20 protein-coding genes are annotated in these 19,316 nt (G+C 64.9%); 10 read left to right on the top strand and 10 right to left on the bottom strand.

The annotated features are described in order from the left end of the window. The first annotated feature begins 13 nt into the window (after positions 1 to 13). Both LAN37_11760 and LAN37_11755 read left to right on the top strand, forming a co-directional pair. Complete coding sequence (locus LAN37_11760) at positions 14 to 835, top strand: ATP-binding cassette domain-containing protein (protein ID MBZ5647884.1); 822 nt, start codon at positions 14 to 16, stop codon at positions 833 to 835. Between the two features lie 126 nt (positions 836 to 961). Further along, on the top strand, positions 962 to 1,981 hold the full coding sequence (locus LAN37_11755) for a radical SAM protein (protein ID MBZ5647883.1): 1,020 nt from the start codon (positions 962 to 964) through the stop codon (positions 1,979 to 1,981). 119 nt (positions 1,982 to 2,100) lie between these two features. Here the strand turns inward: LAN37_11755 and LAN37_11750 are convergent, their stop codons facing one another. The 9 genes from LAN37_11750 to LAN37_11710 form a co-directional block, all read right to left on the bottom strand. Next, entirely contained in the window at positions 2,101 to 2,814 is a 714-nt protein-coding gene (locus LAN37_11750; GenBank protein ID MBZ5647882.1) for an amino acid racemase, read from the bottom strand. A 14-nt stretch (positions 2,815 to 2,828) separates the two neighbouring features. After that, positions 2,829 to 4,292, bottom strand: a complete 1,464-nt coding sequence (locus LAN37_11745) for an amidohydrolase family protein (protein ID MBZ5647881.1) — start codon at positions 4,290 to 4,292, stop codon at positions 2,829 to 2,831. Further along, complete coding sequence (gene add / locus LAN37_11740) at positions 4,289 to 5,317, bottom strand: adenosine deaminase (protein ID MBZ5647880.1); 1,029 nt, start codon at positions 5,315 to 5,317, stop codon at positions 4,289 to 4,291. Before add ends, LAN37_11745 begins: the two co-directional genes overlap by 4 nt. After that, entirely contained in the window at positions 5,314 to 6,855 is a 1,542-nt protein-coding gene (locus LAN37_11735; GenBank protein MBZ5647879.1) for an amino acid permease, read from the bottom strand. The genes add and LAN37_11735 overlap by 4 nt, the downstream gene beginning before the upstream one ends. 90 nt (positions 6,856 to 6,945) lie before the next feature. Then, positions 6,946 to 7,101 carry a hypothetical protein gene (locus LAN37_11730; protein ID MBZ5647878.1) on the bottom strand — a complete coding sequence of 52 codons (156 nt, stop codon included), beginning with the start codon at positions 7,099 to 7,101 and terminating at the stop codon, positions 6,946 to 6,948. 30 nt (positions 7,102 to 7,131) lie between these two features. Beyond that, entirely contained in the window at positions 7,132 to 7,575 is a 444-nt protein-coding gene (locus LAN37_11725) for a hypothetical protein (protein MBZ5647877.1), read from the bottom strand. A 17-nt stretch (positions 7,576 to 7,592) separates the two neighbouring features. Further along, positions 7,593 to 10,220: a UvrD-helicase domain-containing protein gene (locus tag LAN37_11720; protein MBZ5647876.1), complete on the bottom strand. Its 2,628-nt coding sequence runs from the start codon at positions 10,218 to 10,220 to the stop codon at positions 7,593 to 7,595. Continuing rightward, on the bottom strand, positions 10,169 to 10,573 hold the full coding sequence (locus LAN37_11715) for a DUF971 domain-containing protein (protein ID MBZ5647875.1): 405 nt from the start codon (positions 10,571 to 10,573) through the stop codon (positions 10,169 to 10,171). Before LAN37_11715 ends, LAN37_11720 begins: the two co-directional genes overlap by 52 nt. A 54-nt stretch (positions 10,574 to 10,627) precedes the next feature. After that, positions 10,628 to 11,284 carry a hypothetical protein gene (locus LAN37_11710; GenBank protein MBZ5647874.1) on the bottom strand — a complete coding sequence of 219 codons (657 nt, stop codon included), beginning with the start codon at positions 11,282 to 11,284 and terminating at the stop codon, positions 10,628 to 10,630. Positions 11,285 to 11,363: 79 nt separating this feature from the next. On the opposite strand from LAN37_11710, the gene LAN37_11705 reads away from it, so the two are divergent. The 7 genes from LAN37_11705 (at position 11,364) to LAN37_11675 (ending at position 17,630) form a co-directional block, all read left to right on the top strand. Then, positions 11,364 to 12,659: a 3-deoxy-D-manno-octulosonic acid transferase gene (locus tag LAN37_11705; GenBank protein MBZ5647873.1), complete on the top strand. Its 1,296-nt coding sequence runs from the start codon at positions 11,364 to 11,366 to the stop codon at positions 12,657 to 12,659. Then, positions 12,656 to 13,597 (top strand): tetraacyldisaccharide 4'-kinase, encoded by a 942-nt coding sequence (gene lpxK, locus LAN37_11700; GenBank protein ID MBZ5647872.1) that lies wholly within the window; start codon positions 12,656 to 12,658, stop codon positions 13,595 to 13,597. The genes LAN37_11705 and lpxK overlap by 4 nt, the downstream gene beginning before the upstream one ends. 49 nt (positions 13,598 to 13,646) lie before the next feature. Further along, positions 13,647 to 14,663, top strand: a complete 1,017-nt coding sequence (locus LAN37_11695; GenBank protein ID MBZ5647871.1) for a sugar kinase — start codon at positions 13,647 to 13,649, stop codon at positions 14,661 to 14,663. A 71-nt stretch (positions 14,664 to 14,734) separates the two neighbouring features. Next, a complete protein-coding gene (locus LAN37_11690) occupies positions 14,735 to 15,205 on the top strand; it encodes an adenylyltransferase/cytidyltransferase family protein (protein MBZ5647870.1) in 471 nt (156 codons plus the stop codon). Next, positions 15,190 to 16,242 carry a lipopolysaccharide heptosyltransferase I gene (gene waaC, locus LAN37_11685; GenBank protein MBZ5647869.1) on the top strand — a complete coding sequence of 351 codons (1,053 nt, stop codon included), beginning with the start codon at positions 15,190 to 15,192 and terminating at the stop codon, positions 16,240 to 16,242. The genes LAN37_11690 and waaC overlap by 16 nt, the downstream gene beginning before the upstream one ends. Continuing rightward, on the top strand, positions 16,235 to 16,771 hold the full coding sequence (locus LAN37_11680; GenBank protein ID MBZ5647868.1) for an isoprenylcysteine carboxylmethyltransferase family protein: 537 nt from the start codon (positions 16,235 to 16,237) through the stop codon (positions 16,769 to 16,771). The genes waaC and LAN37_11680 overlap by 8 nt, the downstream gene beginning before the upstream one ends. Before the next feature lie 49 nt (positions 16,772 to 16,820). Then, positions 16,821 to 17,630, top strand: coding sequence for a DUF3108 domain-containing protein (locus LAN37_11675; protein ID MBZ5647867.1), 810 nt, complete (start codon positions 16,821 to 16,823; stop codon positions 17,628 to 17,630). 69 nt (positions 17,631 to 17,699) lie between these two features. Here the strand turns inward: LAN37_11675 and LAN37_11670 are convergent, their stop codons facing one another. Further along, positions 17,700 to 17,975 carry a hypothetical protein gene (locus tag LAN37_11670; GenBank protein MBZ5647866.1) on the bottom strand — a complete coding sequence of 92 codons (276 nt, stop codon included), beginning with the start codon at positions 17,973 to 17,975 and terminating at the stop codon, positions 17,700 to 17,702. A 271-nt stretch (positions 17,976 to 18,246) separates the two neighbouring features. Between LAN37_11670 and LAN37_11665 the strand changes: the two genes are divergently transcribed. Beyond that, entirely contained in the window at positions 18,247 to 19,302 is a 1,056-nt protein-coding gene (locus tag LAN37_11665) for a hypothetical protein (protein ID MBZ5647865.1), read from the top strand. Positions 19,303 to 19,316 lie beyond the last annotated feature (14 nt).

Genomic DNA, 19,316 nt, shown 5'->3' with positions numbered 1-19,316 from the left:
GTAGGATTCTGCCGTGAACCTGGTTGAAGTGCGCGCACTGGTGAAGGTGTTCCCGCTGAGCGAATCCGCGTTCGGCGGGGGCGCGAAAGGCGAGGTGCGCGCGGTGGACGGCGTGTCTCTGGACATCGAGCCGGGCGAGATACTGGGGCTGGTTGGAGAATCGGGCTGCGGCAAGAGCACGCTGGGACGGCTGATGCTGCGCCTGATCGAGCCGACCTCGGGCTGGGTCGGATTCGACGGCCGGGATGTGACGGTGGCGTCGGGGGCGGAGCTGCGGGCGCTCCGGCGGGAGATGCAGATCATCTTCCAGGATCCCTTCGGCTCGCTTGACCCGCGCATGAACATCGAAGAGATCGTGACCGAGCCGGTAGTGATCCACGACGGCTTGTCGCCGTCGGCGCAGCGCAGCCGGGCGTCGGAGTTGATGCGCGCCGTGGGGCTGGACGAGTCGGCGCTGGGGCGCTACCCGCACGAGTTCTCGGGCGGGCAAAGACAGCGGATCGGGATCGCGCGGGCGCTGGCGGTGCGGCCCAGGTTCATCGTGGCCGACGAGCCGGTGTCGGCGCTGGACGTGAGCGTGGGCGCGCAGATCCTGAACCTGATGAAGCGATTGCAGAATGAGTTCGGGCTCACCTACCTGTTCATCTCGCATTCCATGCCGCTGGTGCGCTACATCTCGACCCGGATCGCAGTGATGAACCAGGGGAAGATCGTCGAAGTCGGCACGGCCGAGCAGATCACGACCCTCCCGCGGCACCCCTACACGCGGACCCTGCTGGAGTCGGTCCCGGAGGTCGGAGTCGCGCCGTCGGCATCGTCCATCGTGGACCACTAGGCGGATCGCTCATCGGCCTCTTGTGATTCAGGCCCATCCCATGACCGTTCGGCCCCGGATAATCGCCGTTCGCCGTTGGCAGATTCCTGCATCCTGAGAGGGGGGTGTGTAATCCCTTAGTTAACCATGCCAAGTGCAGGGGTGGTATTCCGCCGCCGGTTGAACGCCGTGTCGCGGCGCGCGCGCGAACTGAAAATGATCGCCAAGGCACTGTGGTCCACGGACCACCCGGTGCTGGCGCATGTCATCCCCATGCGGAGGTGCAATCTCTCCTGTGCCTACTGCAACGAGTACGACGACGTCTCCAAACCGGTCCCGCTGGAGACCATGCACGAGCGTCTGGATCGGCTGGCGGCGCTGGGAACGACCATCATCACCATCTCCGGCGGTGAGCCGCTGCTGCACCCCGACTTGGACGCAGTCATCGCCTACATCCGGAAGAAGGAGATGATCGCCGGCCTGATCACCAACGGCTACCTGCTGACGGCGGAACGCATCCAGCGGCTGAACCGCGCCGGGCTGGAGCACCTGCAGATCTCCATCGACAACGTCCAGCCGGACGACATCTCGAAGAAAAGCCTGAAGGTTCTCGACAAGAAGCTGGAGCTTCTGGCGGAGCACGCCGAGTTCCACGTGAACATCAATTCCGTGGTGGGGGGAGGGATCCGCGACCCGCACGACGCGCTGACCGTCGGCCGGCGCGCGCTGGAGCTCGGATTCACCTCGACCGTGGGCATCATCCACAACGGCGACGGGCAGTTGCTTCCCCTGGAAGACGAAGAGCGCAAGGTTTACGGCGAGATGTGGGCGATGGAGAAGGCCAGCTACGCGCGCGTCAACTATTTCCAGGACAACATCGCGCACGGCCGGCCGAACAACTGGCGCTGCCGTGCCGGAGCCCGCTACCTCTACATCTGCGAGAACGGCCTGGTGCACTACTGCTCGCAGCAGCGCGGATATCCGGCCAAGCCGCTGGCCGAGTACACGCGGGCGGACATCCGGCGCGAGTATGCGACCGAGAAATCCTGCGCCCCGCACTGCACGGTCTCGTGCGTGCACCAGATCTCCTACCTGGACTTCTGGCGCGACCCGCAGAACCGACCCGCCACCCAACCCGAGGGCGGGCTGGTGCAGATCGGCGACTAAGCAAGCAGCTTCCGTTCGCCCGGCTGAGGCCGGGCTTTTCCTTGTTACGCCCTCGGCCCGGCTGAAGCCGTGCCCTTTCCGGTTCAGTTCGCGGCGTCGATGCAGAAGACCTTCGAAAATTACTGCGCGGCGGCGACGGGTCGCGCGATGACCGCGCGTTTCAAGGCGGCGCGGGCCAGCAAGCGCGTGGAATCGAGCGTAGGCAGGGGCGAGTTGGCGTCGTTGACCAGCAGGGGGATCTCGGTGCATCCGAGCACGACGGCGTCGCAGCCCTCGCGCTTCATGCGCTCGATCACCTGCTGGAAGTAGGCCAGGGAGGAGTGGGTGAAAACGCCGTGCACCAGCTCGTCGAAGATGATGTCGTTTATCTTCTCCCGCTCGTCCTTCTCCGGCCGGAGGTAGGCGATGCCCGCAGCTTCGAGTTTCTCCGGATAAACGCTGCTTCTTACCAGGTACCTGGTCCCGGTGATGCCGACCTTGCGGAAGCCGCGCCGTTTGGCCTCTTCCGCCACTTCTTCCGCGATGTGCAGCCAGGGCAGCGGCGACTTGGGCGTGACCATTCGCATCGCCTGGTGGATGGTATTGTCGGGGCAGATGAGGAAGTCCGCGCCGGCCTTTTGCAGTTTGTGGGCCGAAGAAAGCATCAGGCCGGCCACACCGCCCCAATTGTCGTCTTCCGCAAACCGCATGTACTCACCAAGACAATGCGTATGCATCGAGATCTCGGGATGGAAGTGGCGTCCGAGGACGTCCTGCGCCTCTTCGCAGATGGTGCGGTAACACAGGGCCGCGCCTTCGGCGCTACAGGCCACGATCCCGATGTGCTGCGTCATTGCCGGCCGGACCATCACTTCACCTCCGCTGCCGCCTTGGCCGCATCCTGCGTCATGCGGTCGAGGTCCCTCTGATCGTAGAAATGCCCGTTGTAGACGACCGCGGAGATCTTGCGGACGTTGCGGATGTCTTCGAGCGGATTGCCGTCGAGGAACACGATGTCGGCAATTCTACCCTGCGCGATGGCGCCGTACTCGCGCTGGCGGTTCACGGCGATAGCGGCCTCGATGGTCGCGCCGCGCAGCGCCGTGAGCGGAGACAGGCCGTTCTCCACCAGGAGTTGCAGCTCATCGAGGAGGTCGGAGCCGGGGAAGGCGTAGGGGCCGTTGTCGGTGCCGGCCAGGAAATGGACGTAATCACGGCGCATGGGGCCGAGCAGCTCCCGGTTCTTGCGAAAAAACGCCTTCCAGCTTGCAAGATTTGCCGCCGAGCGGCCCTTGAGAAAGTCGTCCCGCTGCCGTTTCCACTTGTCGCGTAGGAACGCCGGAACGAAACGCATCCGGGGATCGCGCTCCCATTCGTTGGTGTCCGCCTGCTCGAAGAAGCGCAGCTGGACGAGAGTCGGGGTCTGCCAGTTGCGGTTGGAGAGAAGCCGCTGGAAAAGGTCGTCGGCTCTGGCCGGGCTGAAAGTGCGCAGGATGCGCTCGCGCTGCGCCTGGCCGAAGGCGTTCCGCTGGGCCGGAGTGAGACCGGTGCGGAGGCCGAACTCTTCGTCGGCGGCCATGATCTGGCGCTCTTCCGTGGAACAGCCACGCAGGATGGTGAGCATGTGCTCCATGGTGCGCTGGCCGGCTTCCGAACCCTCGGCGGCGGTCACGGCATCGGGCACGTGGCCAACGAACATAAGGCCTTGCTTCTTCGCCTCGTCGGCGACCGCAAAATATGGAGCGCGCGGCAGCAGGCTCTGCACCTTGATGAAATCCGCGCCTTGCTGTTTGAGCAAGCGAACGGCAGCCCGAGCGTCGTCTTCGGTGGTGACGGCCAGGGAATCGGAATAAGCGGGCTGCGGCCCGTCGATCATGGGGCCGGAGAACATGATGCGAGGGCCGAGAAGCGCCCCGGAAGCGATGCGGTCGCGCAGGGACTTCAGCCGGGTCAGGTTGCCGCCCATGTCGCGCACGCCAGAGACGCCGTTGGCGATCATGAGCGGCATCAGGACGTGCTCGGTGTATTCCGCCGGGAGATCCTGCACCAGGTGCACGTGCATGTTCCACAGCCCCGGGATGACGTAGCGCTCGCCGCCGTTGACGACCTTGAGGCGCTCACCGTGCTCCAGAAACGCGTGCTTCGCCACCCACTGGATGCGGTTGCCGCGGATGTAGATGGTGGAGTTGCGCCAGATACTGCCGTCGGTGACGTCGACGATGTTGACGTTGGTGATGGCGAGCGGGCGCTCTCGCGGCCCGTCCGCAGCGACTGCGCAAACGATCGGCACGAGACATAGCGCGAAGATGAGGGCCCGCCGCAGCGCAGTCATGGGATCCGGGTGGGACGCCCCGGGACGGGCGCCATAGCATCCAGGCTGTTGAGGAACCACAACTTCTTTTCCGGGGGAAGAAAAGCCGCCTCGAAAGAATTGCGCGCCAACTCGCGCACGTGCTCGTCAGTGAAGCCGAAGGAATCTTGCGCCAGCTGGTACTCGTGCGACAGGGAAGTGCGGAACATCGCCGGGTCGTCGGTGTTCAGCGTGACCATGGCGCCGAGGTCGAAATACCTCTTCACCGGATGGTCCTGCAGGCGGGCGCAGCACGCCGTGCGCAGGTTGCTGGAGATGCAGATCTCCAGGGGGATCTGGCGCTCGACCAGCACGGCCATCAGCTCGCGGTCCTGGCCGGCGGAGAGGGCGTGGCCGAGGCGCTCGCTCTTGAGGTTCAGGGCGCCCCAGATGGATTCGGGGCCCGCGGTCTCGCCGGCATGACAGGTGAGATGCAGGCCGTTGTCGGCGGCGTACGCGTACACGTCGCGAAACAGTTCGGGGCCGGCGCGGCGCTCATCACCGCCGATCCCGATCCCCACCACGTTGCGGTCGCGGTACTGCACCGCCTGGTCCACAACCCGCCGGGCGCGGTCGGGGCCGAACTGGCGGACCGCGTCGAAGATCCAGAGCACGGACACACCGAAGTCGCGTTCGCCGCGCTGGCGGGCGCGCTCCAGCGCCTCAAAGATCGGCGCGAAATCCCGCTTGTACCAGAGCACGACGCCCACCGAAACGTACACCTCGGCGTGAGGTACGTTCTCCGACCGCAGCCGCTCCATGAGGCGATAGGTGATGAGCTCGTAATCCTCGGGCGTGGTCAGTTGTTCGGCGACGGCCTTGAAGGCCAGCAGGAACGCGGCGAAATCCGGGTAGTTGTAGAGCTGCTCCGCCTCCTCGAGCGTGTACTGCGGCCCGCTGTGCCGCCGGCTCAGTTCCACCAGGGTGGCCGGCTCGACGGAACCTTCGAGATGGAGATGCAGCTCGGCCTTGGGAAGCGACCGGATGAATTGGCTCGGCGGCTTCATGCTCCGCCTGGAGAGGCCTTGGCGAATTCGCTGTGCCGCCGGCCATAGAGGATGTAGATCACCAGACCGATCGCCATCCAGACGAAGAAGCGGATCCACGTGATCACAGTCAGGCCGGTCATCAGGCCGCCGCAGAGGATCACCGCCAGCAGCGGGAACCAGGGCACGAAGGGGACACGGAACGCGCGCGGACGGTCCGGCTGCGAGCGGCGCAGGAAGATCACGCCCAGCGATACCAGCACGAAGGCGAACAGCGTTCCAATGTTGGAAAGATCGGCGGCGTCTCCGATATCGACCAGCCCGGCCGGGATGCCGACGGCAAAGCCGGCGATCCAGGTGGACCAATGGGGCGTCTTGAAGCGCTGATGTACAGCGGAAAAGAGCTTGGGCAACAGGCCGTCGCGGGACATGGCGAACCAGATCCGGGTCTGGCCATATTGGAAGACCAGCAGCGAAGAGAGCATGCCCGTGAGCGCGCCGATCACGATCACGGAGCGGAAGATCGGTCTGGCGCCGAGTTGTTGCAGCGCGTAGGCGACCGGAGCCTCGGCGGCGGCGCCGGAAACGAAGGTGCTGTACTTCATCATGCCCAGCAGCACCAGCGCGACCCCCATGTAGAGGATCGTGCACACGATCAGGGAAGTGATGATGCCGAAAGGGATGTCCTTCTGAGGGTTCTGGGCCTCCTCGGCCGCCGTAGAAACCGAATCGAAGCCGATGTAGGTGAAGAAAATGATGGCGCCACCGGTAACGACGCCGGCAAAACCAGAAGGCGCGAAGGGCTTCCAGTTGCCGGGATTCACCAGCATGCCACCGACGACCAGGAAGGTCATGATGGCGGCGATTTTGATCGCCACCATGAAATTGTTGGTCTCGGCGGATTCGCGCACGCCGCGCACCAGCAGCACAGTGAGGACGAATACCACCAGGAAGGCGGGCAGGTTGAAATACGCGCCCGTCCAGTGGCCTCCAGCCCACACGGAGGTGGACCAGTGTTCCGGGATGACTAGCCCGAACTGTTCCAACTGCGCTTTCAGGTATCCGCTGAAGCCGACCGCGACCGCGACATTGCTTACGGCGTACTCCAGGATCAGGTCCCAGCCGATGATCCAGGCGAAGATCTCGCCCAGGGTGGCATACGAGTAGGTATAGGCGCTGCCGGCGATGGGGATCATGGAGGCCAGCTCTGCGTAGCAGAGTCCGGCAAAGCTGCACGCGATGGCTACCAGCGCGAACGAGATTGCGATCGCCGGGCCTGCCGGCGGGCGGCCGTGCATCAGCGCACCGGCGAAACTCCCGTGCTGCACCAAGTTCAGGAAAAGGTCGAGCACCTGTGCGTGCAGGATGGAAGGGACTTCGAAGTGCTCGCCCGCAGCCGCCGTGCCGGTCAGAACGAAGATGCCGGAGCCGATGATGGCGCCGATGCCGAGCGCGGTGAGGCTCCACGGTCCAAGCGTTTTCTTGAGCCGATGTTCGGGCTCCTCCGACTCCGAGATCAGCTTGTCAATGGACTTGGTGGCGAGTAATTGGTTGGCCAGAACGAGCTCCTGGAATGAATTGGGCGATTGGATGACTGCGGGATCGGGCAAGCGGACAGCAGACCGCCCGCCCGATCCCCAGATCCTCGATTACGTGCGCTTCGACTGGCCGCGAACCATCTTCTTGACTTTTCTCTTCTTCGATCCGCGCGCATACTCACGCGGCTTCTTGGGCGCCTGCTTCTTGCGCGCAGCGCGCTTGGCTTTCTTGCGTTCTTCCCTGCTCAGCTTCGTGGTGTTTGCCATTAGTCCTCTCTGACAGATTTCAACTCGAAACTAGCCTTTCTTTCCCTTGAACCACTTGATCTCGTTCGCCTTCTGCTCCTTCATGCGCTTGGCGACTTCCTGCGCGACCCAGAGCGACGAATCGCCCTTGCGGTCTGATTTGGGGTCGTTCACGCTCAAGCCCCAGATCTCCTTATTGTCGGGGCTCATGATGCGGAGATTGGCCGCGGCGCCCGACTTATCGCTGAAGTTCTTGTAGGAGAACGTGCCCTTGACGATGCCGTCGGAGCCGTCCGCCTCATCCCAGGCGGTGAATCCGTTCTTGCCCAATTCAATGGCCAACTGGAAGCGGAAGCGCTCCGCGTCATCGTTGTTGCCCAGCTTGTCGATCCAGACCCTCTGCACCGTCGTCATGTTGGGCCAGCGATACTGCGCCAAGCCCGTGGCGACCGCGACCAGTGCGACGAACCCCGCTAGTACCCCCAGTTTCTTCATGGCAGGAATCTCCTTGTTCAGGCGCGCTCGAGCTGCGCGAACCTCTCTACCAGCTTCTTGAGCCCGAAGCGTGGAAATTGTACCGTAATCTTGGCGTCCTCACCTTCGCCCTCGCGTTTGTACACCGTCCCCTCGCCATATTTCGGGTGGCGCACCTTCATGCCGGGGCGGAAGCCGGTCTTGCCGGTGGGCGCGGGAATGGTTCCCTCGCTGCGCTCGGGATTTCGCGTGCGGGCTCCCGCTTCGCTCACGCCCGCAACACCGCTCAACTTCGGCCGGGTGAATTTCTTTCCTCGGGAGGCGAAGAATTCAGCGATGTTGTCGATGGAGTTGTAAGTCGGGCCGCCATAGGACGCGCGCTGTTTGCGCCCATTGCCGTGGCGTGGGCGCTGGTCGAAGTCGTCGTCGCTGCCCGCCTGGGAGTACTCGTAATCGCGCCGCTCGGCGGCTCTCGGTTGCGGAGAACCCAGGTCCTCCATCAGTTGCGGTGGGATCTCGTCCAGGAAGCGCGAGGGCACTGCGGCGTCGGGCAGGTCGGTGCCGTAGCGGCGGCGGAAGCGGGCGCGCGTGACCACCAGCGCGTCCATGGCGCGTGTCATGCCGACGTAGCAGAGGCGGCGCTCTTCCTCAAGCTGCGGCGGGTCCATCAGCGTGCGCGAGTGCGGGAACAGGCCTTCCTCCAGGCCGACGAGGAAGACAAGCGGGAATTCGAGGCCCTTGGCGGCGTGCAGGGTCATGAGCGTGATCTGCGCGCGCTCGTCGTAGTCGTCGGACTCGCTGACCAGGGCGGCGTGGTCGAGAAAGTCGGAGAGTGACTCGCCGCGGTCGCGCGAGTCCATGGCGGCGTTCACCAGTTCGCGCAGGTTGTCGATGCGCGCGAAGGAATCCGGCGTGGCCTCTTCTTCGAGCTGCTTGATGTAGCCGGTGCGGTCGATGAGAAACTTCAGGATCTCGGGAAGCGTGGCGGGGCCGCCGGGGGAGCGGAACCCCTCGACAGAGTCGCTGGTCGCTGGTTGCCGGTCGCTGGCTTCAGAGCCCGGCGCGAGCTTGTCGAAGAAATCCTCTGCGCTCTCTGCGTCCGCTGTTCCGGACGGCTGACCGCTGACGGCTGGGGGCTCCGCGACCTCCTCCGCGAGTTTCCCGCCGAAGGTCCCGGCGAGCATGGCGCGGGCGTCCTCGATGAGCTGGCGGAAACTTTGCAGCGCGGCGAGAGCGCGCGCGGGTAATAGCTGGCGCTGGATGGCTTCTCCGACGGCGCCCCAGAGCGAGAGTCCGGTCTCGAGCGCGATGCGCTCCAGTGTCTCGACCGTCGTTTTGCCGATGCCCCGAGCGGGCGTGTTGATGACGCGCAGCAGGGCGATGGAGTCGTCCACGTTCTGGAGCAGCTTGAGGTACGAGATCATGTCCTTGATCTCGGCGCGCTCGTAGAACGAGAAGCCGCCGACCACGTGGTACTTCATGCCGTAGCGGCGCATGGCCTCCTCCACCAGCCGCGATTGGAAGTTGGTGCGGTAGAGCACTGCCGCGCGCGGCTGCTCGACGCCCTCCTGATGGGCTCGCGCGACATACTTGGAGATCTGATCGGCTACGAACAGCGCCTCATTCTCACCGTCGGGAGCCTCGTAGAAGCCGAGTTTCGTACCACCCTGGCGCGACGTCCATAGGTTCTTGCCCTTGCGCTGGACGTTGTTCGCCACCACGGCCGAGGCCGCGGCCAGTATGTTCTGCGTGGAGCGGTAGTTCTGCTCCAGGCGGATGATCTTTGCTTCCGGGAAGTCCTGCTCGAACTCGAGGATGTTGCGGATGTCGGCGCCGCGCCAGGAGTAGATGGACTGGTCCTCGTCGCCGACGACGCAGACGTTGTGGTGCGAGCCGGCCAGCAGGCGCATGAGTTCGTACTGCGGGCGGTTGGTGTCCTGGTACTCGTCGATGAGGATGTACTCGAAGCGGCGGTTGTAGCGCTCACGCACCTCGGCGATATCTTTCAGCAGGCGGACGGCCTCGAGCAGCAGGTCGTCGAAGTCGAGTGCGTTGGCCTTGCGCAACTCCTGCTTGTAGATCTCGAAGACGTGGGCGACGCGCTCGGAGAGGGGATCTCGCGACTCGTGGAAGACCTGCTGCGGGTCCATCATATGGTTCTTGGCCCAGGAGATGCGCGCCAGGACGGCTTGCGGCTTGGTCTGTTTGTCGTCGAGGCCGAGGCGCCGCATGGCCGCCTTGACCACCTGCTGCTGGTCGGTCTCGTCGTAGATCGCAAAGTCCTTCCGGAATTCCTTCAGCGCCTCGATGTCGCGGCGCAGCACGCGCACGCAGAAAGAGTGAAACGTGGAGATCCAGGGCTGGCGGAGCAAAGAGCCTCCGGCCAGTTTCTCGACCCGTTCTGCCATCTCGGCCGCCGCCTTGTTGGTGAAGGTGACGGCAAGGATAGAGTCGGGCGAGACGCCCAGGTTCTCGACCAGGTGGGCGATGCGGTAGGTGATGACGCGCGTTTTCCCGCTGCCCGCGCCGGCGAGGATGAGCAACGGCCCGCGGACGCTCTCCACCGCCTTGCGCTGCTCAGGATTGAGTTGGTCGAGAAGATGCTGCACTGCGGCTACTGGACCTTCGCCGTGGGCTCGTGGCTGGCCGCGCGGACGGCCCTGCATTCGGCGCACGGGCAGATATGGCGGAAATAATCCCAGGAGTAGATTCCGTGCTCGTGCTTGTCATTCCAGAAGAAGCGGATCGCGTACTTGCCCATGCGTTCCACATCCACCGGTTTGGCCGCCGCCTTGAACATGGGCAGCGCGCCGGGAGCCGGTCTTGCGGACTCGCCTGGCTCACGCCCGGTCTTGTCGCGCTCCTCGTTGCACATGGCGCAGGGACAGGCGTCGCGCAGATACTGGAAGGTGTAGCTGCTGCGGTGTCCGTCCTTCCACTCGATCTCCATGCCCGTGCCGGTGGTCAAATTCACGGTCACGGACTTCGGCTCGGCCGGAGGCAGCGCAGGCATGGGCATGCATTCAGTATCGCATATCGGCAAGGGCCGATTTACGAGGGGCGACGTGCGCCGTCAATGTCCCGGCCGGTAGCTCAGGTACTTCTCGAGTGGGATCTCGAAGTACATCAGCTCCTGGCCTCTAGAGTCGTTGACCCCGGTGACGTACAGGTGTGCGCCGGCCATCGGGTTGGAGATCCCTTCGACATCGAAGAAGAGGAATCCGGCCTGGGTGGCATGCGGCTCGACGGCGCGCGCCAGGAAGCGCGAATTCTCGATCTCGTCCTCGGCCTCCTTGCTGACGCTGGGCTTTTGCTTGCGCGGGAGTGGAAGGGGGATGGTGCGAGGCGCGTCGGGGCGTTTGCCCTGCTTGCTGATGCGCCGGTAGATGTCGTCTGGAACAGCGGGCGCGATCTTCACCTTCCCCACCGTGATCAGCTCGACTCGCATGCCGGTGAGGACGATGGGAGAGTCGCCATCGTTGGAGACGATCAGCCGCACAGGCAGGAATCCAGCGCTGTTGTAAGGAACGCGCAAGATCCCGGCGGTCTTGTCGGGCAGGTCGTAGGGATCCACGGCGACGGTGACGTGCTCCATAGGATGTTCATCGCGCGCCGGATAGGTCTTGGCGTGGTACGCCTTGGGCGCGACGAAGCCTTTTTCGTCGGCAAGCAATGAGACGGCCAGCAGCAGCGATCCCATGAGCAGAGCGGACATGAGTGCGCGACGCATACTGTGATTATGGACGCTGGAGTGCGGTTTTCGCCAGCGCGCGGCCGTCTGTCTGGCTCGATGCCTTAGAATCCCTCCGATGCACCTTCTCTACAGCGCAGGCCTGTCGTTGGCCCTGTTCCTGACGCTGCCCTATTGGCTCGTGAAGATGCTCACCATGGCCAAGTACCGGGCGGGGCTGGCGGAGCGCCTGGGGCGCGTGCCAGAGCGCATCTTGCGCAAACCGGCAGAGGGTTGCATATGGGTGCACGCGGTGTCTGTGGGCGAGGTGCTCGCGATTGGCAGCCTGGTCGCGGAACTGACGGCGCGTCACCTCGAACGCCGTGTCCTGATCTCGACGACAACCCTCGCGGGACAAAAACTCGCCCGCGACCGGTATGGCGAGGAGAACGTTTTTTTCTTTCCGCTGGACTTCGGGTTTGCCGTGCGCGCCTACCTGGGGGCGTTACGGCCGTCGCTGATCGTGCTGGCCGAAACCGAGTTCTGGCCGAACTTCCTGCGCCTGGCGAAAGCAAGGGGGGCGCGCTTGGCCGTGGTGAACGCGCGCATCTCCGACCGCTCGTATCCGAGGTACGTGCGTCTGCGCTTCGCGTGGAAGAAGCTGCTGCGCAATGTGGACGTCTTTCTCACGCAGAGCGACCTGGACGCACAGCGGCTGGCCGAGATCGGCGCGCCGGAAGACCGCGTGCACGTCTCGGGGAACTTGAAATTCGAGGCACAGGAGTCCGCTGCAAAGCCGGTCGTCGAGACCTTGCGGCAGGCATTCGCCCGAGCGGCGGTGACGGAGGTCCTGGTGTGCGGCAGCACCGTCGAGGGCGAAGAACAACTGGTGCTGGAGGCATTCCGTTCCGCGCTCAAGTCGCACCCGCGCGCGGCGCTAGTGCTCGCGCCGCGGCATCCGGAGCGCTTTGACGCGGTCGCGAACCTTCTGATGGGCAGCAGCCTGAACTTCGTCCGCCGCTCCCGAATGATGGGCGACGAATCGTTCGCTGGTTCGGTCGTGTTGCTCGACACCATTGGCGAACTCGCCGGCGTCTATGCGCTGGCCACCGTGGCCTTCGTCGGCGGAAGCCTGGTGCCACGCGGAGGTCACAACATCCTGGAACCGGCGCAGCATGGCGTGCCGATCCTGGTGGGGCCTCATACCGAGAACTTCCGCGACATTCTCAACATCTTTCGCCGCGCCGACGCAGTGCTGGTGGCGACGCCGGAATCATTTGCCGTAGAACTGACGCGCCTGCTCGACGACCAGGGGCTGCGCGCAGGTCTTGGACGGCGTGCGGCGGAGGTCTTCCGCTCGCAGTCCGGCGCGACGCGACGCACCATGGAGGCGCTGGAACAGCTCCTACCGGAGACGGAAATGAGCGCCCGATGATGCTCTCCTCCCTCTATGGCGCCGTGGTCGGGGCGCGCAATGCGCTCTACGATCGCGGCTCGCTGCCTGCGCGTCGCCTCGCGAAGCCGGTGATCAGCGTGGGGAACATCTCGGTCGGCGGCTCAGGCAAGACCCCCTTCGTCATCGCCCTGGGCGAACTGCTGAAGACTCGCAGCATCGCTTTCGACGTGCTCTCGCGCGGCTACGGGCGCAGGAGCAAGGGTGTTCGCGTGGTCGATCCCGGCGGACTGGCGTCCGAGTTCGGCGACGAGCCACTCCTCATCGCGCGCAAGCTCCAGGTCCCGGTGATCGTCGGCGAAGACCGCTACGATGCGGGTAGGGTAGCGGAGAAGCAGTTCGAGACGAGCCTGCACCTGGTGGACGACGGCTTCCAGCACCGGCAACTGGCGCGCGACTTCGACATCGTCCTGGTGACCCCGGACGACGCACGCGACCGCCTGCTGCCGAGCGGCCGCCTGCGCGAGCCGCTTACCGCACTGAAGCGCGCCGATGCCGTCGCGTTGATGAGCGGCGCCGAGCCAGAGGCGTTTCCGGCGGCCAGAACATTCTGGCGCGCGCGGCGCGGCATTCTGCCGAAAGACGTTCCTGCGCGCCCCATCGCCTTTTGCGGCATCGCACGGCCCCAGAATTTCTTCTTACAACTAAGAAAAGCGGGCATCGAGCCCGCCGGCGAGGCCGTCTTCCGCGACCATCACGCCTACACAGAAAAGGACGTCCACGACCTGCTTCACCTGGCGCAGCGCAGCGAGGCGGGTGGCTTCGTCACCACGGAGAAAGATGCGGTCAACCTCGGCGGCCTGTTTTCGGCTTTGGATCCGCTGGCAGTCGTTCCCGTCCGCCTGGAAATCCTGGACGCCCAGGCGGCCCTCGATTCCATGCTCAGTGCCATCGCCCAGCGCCGGTGCACCGCACTGTGACGGCCGATGGCTGGCGGCTGACGCTGGCTGGTACAATCGCCCTTCCCGAATGAACCGCAGTAAGCAAGCTGAGCGGCTGATCCGCACCATCGAATCGTTCCCGCGTGTGACCGTCACCGTGGTGGGCGACCTGGTGGCGGATGAGTTCCTCTACGGCGAGATCGCGCGCGTGTCGCGCGAGGCGCCGGTGCTCATCCTCAAGCACCGCGAGCGGATCCTGGTACCTGGAGGCGCGGGCAATGCCGTCTACAACCTGGCCGACCTGGGCTCCAACGTGCTGCCGGTGGGCATCGTGGGCGACGACGAGCCCGGGCGCACCCTGCTCCAGCGCTTCCGGCAGAAAAAGATTCCGGTGAGCGGGATCATCAAGCTCAAGGGGTACACGACGCCGACCAAGACGCGCATCCTGGCCGGCCATACGCATTCGTCGCGGCAGCAGGTGGTGCGCATGGACCGCGAGCCCGAGCCGCGCACCTTCGATGCCGCACAGATCGCCCGCTACGCGCGGGAGTGCGCCAAGGCGTCGGACGCGGTGCTGGTCTCCGATTACGGCTACGGCGCCGCCACGCCGCACATTCTGCGCGCCATCCAGGCGACGCGTGCGCTCGAGGGCATCCCGGTGACGCTGGATTCGCGCTACCGGATGCTGGAGTTCTCGGGCATCACCGCGGCCACGCCCAATGAGCTGGAGGTCGAGGCGGCGCTGGGCATCCGCGTCGCCGATGAGCCGACGATCCTAGTCGCCGCCGGCGAGCAGCTCATTCGCCGCATGAGACTCGAATCGCTGGTGATCACGCGCGGGCGCGACGGCATGGTCGCATTCCGGCGCAGGCACAAGCCGGTACCGATCCCGATCTACGGTTCCGACCAGGTGGCCGACGTCACCGGCGCGGGAGACACGGTGATCGCAACCTTCACGGCGGCGCTAGCCGCGGGTGCGGAACCCGAAGACGCCGCGCGCCTGGCGAACTACGCGGGCGGCATCGTGGTCATGAAGCGTGGCACTGCGACCGTCACTGCCGCGGAGCTGGTTGCGGCGGTGGAGAAAGATTCAGCAAGGCACTGAGCTTGTGGGAAGTAGGAGGTAGGCGGTAGGGACTGACTCCTACAGCCTCACTTCTTCCCGCAACCACCTCCATGGACAAGATCCTCGATCGCGAAGAACTCAAGCGCCTCGTCGCCGAGTGGCGGCGTGGAGGCGAGCGTATCGTGCTGGCCAATGGGTGTTTTGACGTGCTTCACGTAGGACACGTACGCTACCTGCACGGCGCCAAGCAGTTGGGAGGCAAACTCGTCGTGGGCGTCAATGCCGACGACACGGTGCGCGTTCTCAAGGGATCGGGCCGTCCACGCATGCCCGCCGCGGAGCGCGCCGAGATCCTGTCCGCGCTTGCCGACGTGGACGCCGTGGTGATCTTCCCCGAGCCGGACGTGCGCGCGCTCATCCGCGACATCCGGCCTGACGTTCACGCCAAGGGCACCGACTACACCGCCGACGATGTCCCCGAGCGCGACACGGTGCTGGAGTGCGGGGGGAGGGTGGCCATCGTCGGCGATTCCAAGGACCACTCCACCAGCGACATGCTGCGGCGATGGAAAGAATCCTGATCGTGCGGCTGGGCGCGATGGGCGACGTGGTGCACGCCCTGCCTGCGGTCGCCGCACTGCGCCGCGCGATCCCCGGTGCGCGCATCGGCTGGGTGGTCGAACAGCGCTGGGCCGAGCTGCTGTCGGCGACAGGCGCGGGGGGTCCCGCGGGCGCACAGGAGAAGCCGCTCGTCGATCAACTCCATCTTGTGGACACGAAAGCGTGGCGTGCGGCGCTGTTCTCCGGCGAGACGTGGAGAGAAGTGCGCGTGGTTTCGGGCGAGCTGACAGCGTTGCGCTACGATGCGGCCATCGATTTCCAGGGCCTGGTGAAGTCAGCTTTCTTCGCATCTTGGAGCGGCGCACCTACCGTGGCCGGCTTTGCCCGGCCGAAGGAGCGTGTGGCTGCGATGTTGTACACACGCTGTGTGGAGACGAGCGCAGCGCACGTAGTGGAGCAGAACCTTGAACTTGTCGCCACCCTGGCCCACGGCGCGCAGATCGCGACCCATGATCTCCTCCCTCGCGCCGCCGCCACCGAGACCTGGTGCGAGGCCGAGCTGCGGCGCCGCGCCATCCGCGAGTTCGTGGTGATCAGCCCCGGCGCCGGGTGGGGCGCGAAGGTGTGGCCCGGCGAGAGGTATGGGCAGGTCGCGCGCTCACTGGCTGCGGACGGCCTGACCGCGCTGGTGAACTTCGGTCCCGGCGAGGAAGAGTTGGCGAGAAGCGTGGTGGGCGCGAGCGGCGCTACGTCTCAGGCGATCCAGTGCTCGGTGGGAGAACTGGTGGCGCTGACCCGGCGGGCGCGGCTGTTCGTTGGCGGTGACAGCGGACCGATGCACATGGCGGCGGCGCTGCGCGTCCCGGTGGTCGCGATTTTTGGCCCGACCGATCCCGCGCGCAACGGCCCCTACGGCACGCGGAGCATCGTCCTGCGCAGCCGGACGAGCGAGACGTCCTATTCACATCGCGCCGGCTCCGACCCCGGGCTGCTGAGCATCACCGCCGACGAGGTGAGCGCCGCTGCCCGGCAATTGCTGGAGCCGCCGCATGCGTGATTGGGGAAAACTGGCGCGGCGCATCCGCATCCCCATGGGATTCGCGTTCGCGGGGGTCTACCTGTGGTTGGCCCGGCCGACGTGGATGTCCATCGGCGCTGGCGGCGCGGTGGCGGCTCTCGGGCTGGGATTGCGCGCCTGGGCTTCTGGTCACGTGACCAAAGCAGAGGAGATCACGCAATCCGGGCCGTACGCCTACACGCGGAACCCGCTCTATCTCGGATCGATCCTCCTCGGCGCTGGCTTTGCGCTGGCCGCGCGCAGCATTTGGATCGCCGTGGGCATGGCAGCCATCTTGCTGGTGGTTTACATCCCCGTGATCCGCTGGGAAGAAGCCTGGCTGCGGACTAACCTGCAGGGCTTCGACGAATATGCGGCGCGTGTCCCGCGATTGCTTCCCCGATCGACTCCGGCGGGCGCGCCCGGGGAGTTCTCGCGGGAACGCTACCTGAAGCACCGCGAGTACAATGCATTGCTGGGCGCGATCGCGATGATTGTGGCCCTGGTGATCAAGCTAAGGTTTTATTAGAGGACTTCTGATCGCGTTTCCGAGATCTGTGGGGAACTGGGCGCACTGGATGCTTGGGCTCGCAGTGCTGGCCGGGCTTGCCTTGCAATCTAAGGCGGCGGCGCCGAGTCCCCAGGCGTTGTCGCAGGAGGCTGCCACTATCGGGCCCACGGCCAACATTCGCGCGCCTGAGCCGGACCATCACTGGCCGGACTTTGAGACTTACGTGTACGACGCCGAGTGGAAGATCTGGACGGCGGGGACGGCGACACTGCGCATGCAGCCGGGAGCCGGCGGCGAACAGCACGTCTACGGGACCGCCGATTCCACGGGGTTCGTGTCGCTGCTGTACACGGTACGCGACCGCTTCGAGTCCAGCTTCGATCCCAAGACTTTCTGCACTTCGCACCTGCTCAAGCACACCGAGGAAGGCTTCCGCAGACGCAAGACCAACATCCACTTCGATTACGCGCGAAGCAAGGCCGCCCTCGACGAGAAGAACCTGAAGTCGGGTGAGAGCAAGCACGTGGAGAACGAGATCCCGTCGTGCGCGACCGATGTGCTCACAGCCGTCTACTACGTGGGCACGCTGCCGCTGCAACCGGGAATGACCTACACCTTTCCCCTCAATGACGGCAACATCACCCAGACCGTGGAAGTGCGTGCAGAGGCACGGGAACAAGTGAAGGTCCCGGCGGGGACATTCCGCACCATCCGCGTCCAGCCTACCGCGTCTTCGGGCGTGCTGAAGGATCGCGGCAAGGTCTGGATCTGGTTCTCGGATGACGCCGCCCGCATCCCGGTGCAGATGCGCGCGCGCATGTTCTGGGGGACGCTCACCTTCCGCCTGCAGCGCATCGAGCGCCCGCCGCAGAAGTGACGCCGTTCGCCGGGCGTCCGAGTCCGGCGGCGTCATCCTGAGCGCGAAGCGCGAAGGATCTGTGGTTTGCTATTGGATCCTGAATCGTTCCTTCATGAGCCGCTCGAGGCGCGGCTTGTAGAGGATGTCGAAGGCGAATTCCTTGTCCGGGAACATGGCCAGCGCGGCGCGTTTGGTGCTGGCCACCAGCTCCGACGCCTCTTCGACCGTGAGGTTCTCGTCCTGGCTGATGACAGACATGACCATGTTCATCATCATCTGCAGCCGGCGAATCTTGCGGAGTTCTTCGAGCTGGTCGTCGGATGAAGGTTTGTGCGGTTCCTGCAAACGTTCCGGGATCTCCATGCTTGGCCCCTTACGGCGTTGAACGCCGTCCTCCTCTTGCCGAAACCCGTTCGCAACGCAGGCTTCCGCCACCTGCTTGGATGAGCAAGCGCACATCCTTGTTGCGTCCGCTCGTAGGAATCGCGGATCACATCGGCTCCTCCGCGAAATCACGCCCAGATCCAATGGCCGGAATCCCCCGTTGCTGCGCATCATACACCGGATTCTTCCGGGCGCATCCGCGGGAGAGTGCCGACGCGGCGCGTGATAGAATTTCCACAGGCTCCCCCTGATGAACCCAGACCTGGAAAAACTGATTGAGCTGCAGGGCGTCGAACGCGAGATCGCGCGCCTGACCGCCGAGGTCGCCGCCCTGCCCAGACGTGTGGCCGCCATCGAGGCCCAGTTAGCCGACACCAAGGCCCAGGTGGAGAAGTTCAAGGCTGCAATCTCCGCCAACCTGAGCGACCGTCGCAAGCAGGAACAGAAGATCCAGGACGAACAGCAGAAGATCTCCAAGTACCGCGAGCAGTCGCTGGCGGTGAAGACCAACGACCAGTATCGCGCCCTGATGCACGAGATCCAGTTCGCCGATCAGGAGATCCGCGCTTGCGAGGACCGGATCCTCGAAGGCATGGTCGGCAACGAAGAACTGGAAAAGAAACAGAAGGCGGCTGAGGCTGAGCTCAAGGCCGAGATCTCCGACATCGAGAAGGAGAAAGCGGAAGCACGGGCCGTGACCGCCAAGGACGAAGCCGAACTCGCCCAATGGAACGCCAAGCGTGACGCCCTGCGCCGAGAGATTGCGCCTGACCACCTGGCCTACTACGACCGCGTGATCGGGGTGCGCAAGACCGCGCTGGCGGAGGCGCGCGACCATAAGTGCAGCGCCTGCCAGGTGATGCTGCGTCCGCAGACGTACAACGAGGTCCGCACCAACGAGCAGATCATCGCCTGCGACAGCTGCCAGCGCATCCTGTACTACGACGAATCAAAGCACGCAGTCCAGGCGCCGGACGAAGGCCCGCCCAGGAAGATCGTCGCCGGCTCCGTCTGGCTCTATCTTTCGGACAGCGGCTACGGTTCGGTGTTCGTCTTCATGCAGAACACGGACGGGATGTGCCGCAAGCGCTACTTCGACGCCGACACCGGGCACGCTCTCGATACCGTCCAGGTACCGAATGCCGATTACAAGCACGCCTTCGCCGGGGAAGTGAAGGCAGGGCGGCGGATGAACTACGAGGCCGTCCCGAGCTTCGAGGACGAACAACTCACCTCCGAGGCGCTCTCCGAGCTCCAGCGCCAGCTCGCCGAGCTGCATCAGGCCGAGGCGCCGGCCGCACATTAGATCCGGGTCTTCGA

The sequence above is a fragment of the Terriglobia bacterium genome (assembly GCA_020073495.1).
GTDB lineage: Bacteria > Acidobacteriota > Terriglobia > Terriglobales > Acidobacteriaceae > JAIQFD01.
This window is presented reverse-complemented; position numbering and strand designations above follow the sequence as displayed.